The sequence below is a fragment of the bacterium genome, assembly GCA_021158245.1.
Classification (GTDB): domain Bacteria; phylum Zhuqueibacterota; class QNDG01; order QNDG01; family QNDG01; genus QNDG01.
The window spans coordinates 1-5064 of record JAGGVB010000133.1 but is presented as its reverse complement, the minus strand read 5'-3'; the positions used below and the strand labels follow the sequence as shown (position 1 = coordinate 5064).

At 37.9% G+C, this 5064-nt stretch carries 5 protein-coding genes; all 5 read left to right on the top strand.

The features are described from left to right. The coding region (locus tag J7K93_07260) for an ATP-binding protein (protein MCD6116795.1) at nucleotides 1-609 on the top strand (609 nt) is incomplete at its 5' end. Beyond that, nucleotides 609-3107 (top strand): S8 family peptidase, encoded by a 2499-nt coding sequence (locus J7K93_07255; protein MCD6116794.1) that lies wholly within the window; start codon nucleotides 609-611, stop codon nucleotides 3105-3107. The genes J7K93_07260 and J7K93_07255, both read left to right, overlap by 1 nt. Before the next feature lie 132 nt (nucleotides 3108-3239). Beyond that, a complete protein-coding gene (locus tag J7K93_07250; protein MCD6116793.1) occupies nucleotides 3240-3545 on the top strand; it encodes a winged helix-turn-helix transcriptional regulator in 306 nt (101 codons plus the stop codon). Between the two features lie 3 nt (nucleotides 3546-3548). Next, nucleotides 3549-3914, top strand: a complete 366-nt coding sequence (locus J7K93_07245) for a four helix bundle protein (GenBank protein MCD6116792.1) — start codon at nucleotides 3549-3551, stop codon at nucleotides 3912-3914. Nucleotides 3915-3950: 36 nt separating this feature from the next. Further along, nucleotides 3951-5064: type I restriction endonuclease (locus J7K93_07240; protein ID MCD6116791.1), on the top strand; the 1114-nt coding region annotated here is incomplete at its 3' end.

Genomic DNA, 5064 nt, shown 5'->3' with positions numbered 1-5064 from the left:
TCACCCGGTACAGGTAAAACAATGACAGCAGGAGTTCTTGCCCATGAGTTAAATCTTCCATTAAACACAATACAGGTAGACCGTCTGGTTACAAAATTTATGGGTGAAACCAGTGCAAAGCTTCGGCAGATATTTGACCTTATGCAGAAGGAACTTGGGGTATATCTATTTGATGAATTTGATGCCATTGGCGGAGAGCGGTCAATGGATAATGATGTTGGTGAAATGAGACGGGTATTAAATGCATTTCTGCAATTTATTGAACAGGATACTTCGGATAGTATTGTTATAGCTGCAACTAATAACCCAAAATTATTGGATAAAGCACTTTTTCGCCGTTTTGATGATGTGCTTTATTATAAAAACCCCACTGAGACAGAACGAAAACAGCTTATTGAAAATACACTTGGCACTTTTAAAGCAACTCGTTTTGAGTGGAAATCTGTCCTATCAAAAAGTAATGAATTAAGCCATTCAGAGATTGTGCTTGCATGCACCGATGCTATAAAAATGGCAATATTGTCAAATAAGAATAAAGTAAATTCCGGTGAGCTGTGTACAATGCTTACAAATCGGCATACGGCAAACAAAGGACTTCAAGGTAAGTAATGGCAGATAAACTTCCGCACATTAAACTAACTGGGCCCAGTGAAAAAATAAACTACACTTCGACTGGTGGCGGTACTAAGACCTCTTTCCCGCAACAGAACAGACAAGCACATGGTGAATATATCCGCACTCAATTAAACGCCGCCTGGGAAGAATCGGAAAATGAATTTGCTGTGTTTCATTCTGAAAAAAATGGAATTTACCTAGAATTTCAAAGTTCACCCGGATTTGAGCTTGCTGTAAAAAGTTTGGAAGATTTACGGAAGGGTGTACGCTTATGCAATGTGCGAACGGTAAAACAACCTACTCAAGATGATAATCTTGAACCGAAGCAGATCACTTTTGCAACAGTTTATATCCCGAATAATAAGAAAAAAATATTTTTTAATAAAGTAGAAAAGTATTTACAAGAAGATACACGGAAAGGGAAGCCTAAAAACGCCAACCTTTTAGACAGTATTGCAGAACTACGAAAAGCACTTCTTATTAAATCTTTTTGGTTAGATGATGAAAACTTAATACCTGCAAATGAGCCGAGCTGGTGTGAAGTTTGGTTAAGAGGTGATGATGATAAAGTTATTGCTCGTTTTGAAGAATTGATAGAGAAGCAAAATATCAATAGCCGATCCGGTTATATCAGATTTCCAGAGCGAACAGTCAAACTTGTATTAGCATCCCAATCTCAATTAGAAAATATTACAAGAAATTCAGATGATATCGCTGAATATAGAAAAGCTAAAGATACCGCTGAATTCTTATTAAATCAAAGCCCTGCAGAACAAACAGAATGGATTAATCATTTAATCGGCAGACTTAAAGTTGATAATGATACACAGGTTGTTGTTTGTCTATTGGATACAGGCGTTAATAATGGACATCCGTTAATTCAACCTGTTTTATCAAACAAAAATTGCCAAAGTGTAAAACCTGAATGGAGAACTCATGACCATAATGGGCATGGCACTTTAATGGCTGGTCTCTCTGCATATGGCGATTTACAAAACAAAATTGAAAGTTCTGAAACAGTTCAAATACCACATCTACTGGAATCAGTTAAAATCCTTCCGCCAACAGGGCAAAATGAACCGGAATTATGGGGTGATATTACTTCTCAGGCAATCAGTTTAGCAGAAATTCAAGCCCCTGAAAAAACCCGAATTTCCTGCATGGCAACAACCGCATCTGACACACGGGATAGAGGACGTCCTTCATCATGGAGCGGAGCAGTTGACCAAATTACTTCTGGAATAAATAATACTCAACAGAAATTACTTATCATTTCTGCCGGAAATATAACTGATTTTAGTCAAATTGCTAATTATCCGGATTCGCAAATATCAGATTCTGTTCATGATCCCGCTCAAGCATGGAATGCCTTGACAGTCGGAGCATTTACACAACTTGCAGAATTAACAGACCCTACACTTGCTGGATTCTCACCACTGGCAAAAGCAAATCAACTATCCCCATTCTCTACTACGTCAATTACCTGGGAAGATAAATGGCCAATAAAACCGGAAGTGGTTTTTGAAGGCGGGAATGTAGCAGTAGATTTAAGAGGATTTACTACCGAATGTGAAGATTTAAAACTTGTTTCGACTTTTTATAAACCGCATGAGAAATTACTTGAATCATTCAGTATGACAAGTGCAGCAACAGCATTGGCAGCAAACTTTGCTGCGAAAATACAATCTGCATACCCAGAATATTGGCCTGAAACAATTCGAGCTTTGATGGTTCACTCAGCTAATTGGCCGGATGAATTATTTAAACAGTTCACAAGCAATGATACGAAAACAGAAATAAAAAATGTTTTGCGAGCTTGTGGATATGGTATTCCGAATATGGAAAACGCTCTTTACTGTGCTTCAAATAGTTTGACCCTTGTTGCAGAAGCAGAAATACAACCATTTGAAAAAGTATACAACTCTGAAAAGAAAAGGACTGATTATAAAACAAAGGACATGCACCTTTATAGGCTACCTTGGCCATTAGAAGAGTTGCAACGGCTTGGTGAAAGGGAAGTAGAGATGCGGGTAACACTTTCCTATTTTATAGAACCAGGTCCTGGTGAAATTGGTTGGAAAGACCGTTACCGCTATGCTTCTCATGCTTTAAGGTTTGATATAAATTCACCCACGGAAACACAAGATGAATTTGTCAGACGCATAAATATCGCCTCGCGGGATGAAGAAAATGGAAAACCTGATACGCCAAGCGCTTCTGACTATTGGATTATTGGGAGCCAAAATCGAGACAAAGGTTCAATTCATTCTGATATTTGGAAGGGTACGGCTTCTGAACTTGCATCATCAAATCTTATTGCTGTTACACCTAAAATCGGATGGTGGAGAGAGAGGCATCATTTGCATAGATATAATGATAAAACAAGATATTCATTAGTTATTTCTATAAAATCACCAGAACAGGATATTGATATTTATACACCAGTTGCAATTAAAGTATCACAACTTGTTGCCATACAAAATAGAGGATGAAAATGGCTAACTCCCAAATCCTCATCTGCCAATCCCCGGCAGGCTATATAAAAATTGATGTCCGGCTTGAAGAAGAGGCTGTGTGACTGGCTCAAAAACTGATGGCGGAGTTTTTTCAGACAACTCGATGTTATAAAGCCGGTATTCTCTTTTAACAACGGCTTGAATGTGGAGTTTTCGGCAAAATACCCCAATGAGAAAAATGGTGGTGCAATAAGTGGTGCAATAGGTGGTGCAATCGAATTAACAGACAGACAGAAGGAAATATTAAACTTAATCAAACAGGATAATAAAATGGCTTATAGGGAAATAGCTGAAAAACTTGGTATAAACAATTCGGCAGTTCAGTCACATCTATATAATTTAAAAGAAAAAGGCGTTCTCAAAAGAGTGGGCGGAACACGTGGACATTGGGAGGTTATGAATTATGAAGGATGAATTATGAATGCGGAATTAAAGATTACAGATAGAACATTTGAATTTGCTGTACGAATTATCCGATTATGCCAATTTTTAGAAAAACAAGATAGAGTATCGAAAACTTTAGCAAATCAGTTATTGCGTTCAGGTACTTCTATTGGCGCAAATACAGAAGAAGCACAAGCAGGGCAAAGCAAAGCAGATTTTATTGCAAAGATGTCAATTGCTCGTAAAGAATCAAGAGAAACTTTTTACTGGTTAAAACTTTTAAAAGCTACTAATATCGTTGAAAATAATATGATTGAAGAAATAATAAAAGAATCAGATGAATTAGTAAGAATATTGACTTCAATTGTAAAAACAGCTCAAAAGAATAATGCTAAATGAATGAAATAAGAATTATGAGTTATGAAGGATGAAAATATGAAAAACGTAAATAACAATTCGGAATTCAGCACTCATAATTCAGCATTCACCTCATTCACCGAAGCAAAACTGGAACAGGCTGTAATAGAACTCTTTGAAGCAGAGGGTTACCAATATCTCTCTGGTGAGCAGATTCACAAAGAGATGACGGAGGTATTGCTCCGTGATGATCTGAAACAATACCTGCTGAATAGATATTCTGATGACAATATTACGCTTAACGAAATAGAAACCATTATCCGCAAACTGGAACTGTATCCGGCTTCAGCCTTGTATGAAAGCAATAAGGAAATCCTTAAGCTGATCTCGGATGGCTTTTTCCTTAAACGGGAACTGTCTGCTTCCAATGGACAGGAAGGAGACAGAAGCAGAAAAGACCTTTATATTCAACTCATTGATTTTGGCAGCTTACCAGCTTTCCGCATGCCGAGTGCTGATGAAGTACCGACAATTACGGTAAAAGAGGGGGCAGAATATAACGCAAATAGAAATATTTATAAAATCGTCAATCAGCTTGAAATTCAGGGATATGAAAAACGTATTCCGGACGCAATTGTTTATATAAACGGCCTTCCGCTTGTTGTGATTGAATTTAAAAGCGCCATCAGGGAAAATACCTCTATAAAAGATGCATACACACAGCTAACAGTCCGCTACCGCCGGGATATTCCTGAACTTTTAAAATACAATACCTTTTGCGTAATCAGTGACGGCGTGAATAACAGGGCTGGTTCTCTGTTTGCGCCCTATGATTTTTTTTATGCATGGCGTAAAACAGACGGCAGCGAGCTTAAAGAAGAGGAAGGTATCAATTCCCTTTATACAATGGTTAGGGGAATGTTCAATAAGGATCGTGTGATTGATATTATCCGCAACTTTATCTTTTTCCCTGATACTTCAAAAGAGGATATAAAGATTGTCTGCCGTTACCCGCAGTACTACGCCGCAAGAAAATTGTTTGACTCCATAAAAGAAAATATGCGTCCGCATGGCAATGGTAAAGGCGGCACCTACTTTGGCGCTACCGGAAGCGGGAAAAGCTTTACAATGCTGTACCTGACACGGCTTTTAATGAAAAGTACATATTTTTCCAGCCCCACAATTGTTCTTA

What these genes read in the sequence shown, in the direction of transcription:
- J7K93_07255 (MCD6116794.1), top strand. Translation starts at nt 609, where the DNA reads ATGGCAGATAAACTTCCGCACATTAAACTAACTGGGCCCAGTGAAAAA.
- J7K93_07245 (MCD6116792.1), top strand. Translation starts at nt 3,549, where the DNA reads ATGAATGCGGAATTAAAGATTACAGATAGAACATTTGAATTTGCTGTA.